The organism is Lentzea sp. NPDC051213, assembly GCF_044455585.1.
Taxonomy (GTDB): Bacteria; Actinomycetota; Actinomycetes; order Mycobacteriales; family Pseudonocardiaceae; genus Lentzea.
Genome location: NZ_JBITEX010000020.1, coordinates 1 through 1,082 on the forward strand (window position 1 = coordinate 1; position 1,082 = coordinate 1,082).

Genomic DNA, 1,082 nt, shown 5'->3' on the forward strand with positions numbered 1-1,082 from the left:
TGTACCTGGCCAACACGTTGGTGACGGTGTGTCGGCTTGATCATGGGTGAGGCCTCCGGGTGCGGTGGTGATTGCGAAGTCAGTCACCACAGCCGGAGGCCTCGATGGGACACGCTAACGCCCGCCTGACCGTGCATGGACGCCTGGTCCTCGTTGAGCGGGTCGCCGCTGGCAGACCGGTCGCTCATGTGGCCAAGGAGCTCGGCGTGTCGCGGCAGTGCGCGCACCGCTGGGTGCGCCGGTTCCGTGATGAGGGCGCCGCTGGTCTGGCCGATCGGTCGAGCCGGCCACACCGCATGCCCTCGCATACGCCGGCCGATGTCGAGGAACGGATCCTTGCGACGCGAGCACAGTTGCGGTGTGGCCCGGCTCGGATCGGTGCCCACATCGGTGTCGCGGCTCGCACGGTGTCACGCGTACTGACCAGGCGGGGCGTGCCACGGCTGGCTGAGTGCGATCCGTTGACCGGGCAGCGCATCCGCGCCACCCGGCACACCACCCGCCGCTACGAACACCCCGCCCCCGGCGATCTGGTGCACCTGGACGTCAAGAAGATCGGCAAGATCCCGCCCGGTGGTGGCTGGCGAGCACACGGCCGAGGGCCCAAGCCTCGCTCGCTGCGAGGCGTGGGCTACGACTACGTCCACGCCGCGGTCGACGACCATTCTCGCCTCGCCTACGCCGAAATCCTCGGCGACGAACGAGGGACGACATGCGCGGGTTTCCTGCTTCGCGCGGCCGCGTGGTTCGCCGGACAGGGCATCCCACGCGTTCACCGTGTCCTGACCGACAACGCCAAGAACTATCTGATCTCGCGTGACTTCGCGGCCGCCATCGCCGCGATCGGCGCCCGTCACAAAACGATCAAACCGCACTGTCCCTGGCAGAACGGCAAAGTAGAGCGTTTCAACCGCACCCTGCAGACCGAGTGGGCCTACCACGACGTCTTCTCGGACAACGCCGCTCGCACCGCCGCGCTAGCGCCCTGGCTCGACTACTACAACACTGAACGCGGTCACACCGCCCTCGATGGTCACCCACCCATCAGCCGCACCCAGTCACCAACGTGACAGCCAGGTACA

1 protein-coding gene is annotated in these 1,082 nt (G+C 67.5%); it reads left to right on the forward strand.

The window, feature by feature from the left end; genetic code table 11:
- Positions 1-104: 104 nt before the first annotated feature.
- Positions 105-1,070 carry an IS481 family transposase gene (locus tag ACIA8G_RS43895; protein ID WP_396424781.1) on the forward strand — a complete coding sequence of 322 codons (966 nt, stop codon included), beginning with the start codon at positions 105-107 and terminating at the stop codon, positions 1,068-1,070.
- Positions 1,071-1,082 lie beyond the last annotated feature (12 nt).

Excerpts from the sequence above, each read along its gene's own strand:
- ACIA8G_RS43895 (WP_396424781.1), top strand. The coding sequence starts at position 105 with ATGGGACACGCTAACGCCCGCCTGACCGTGCATGGACGCCTGGTCCTC.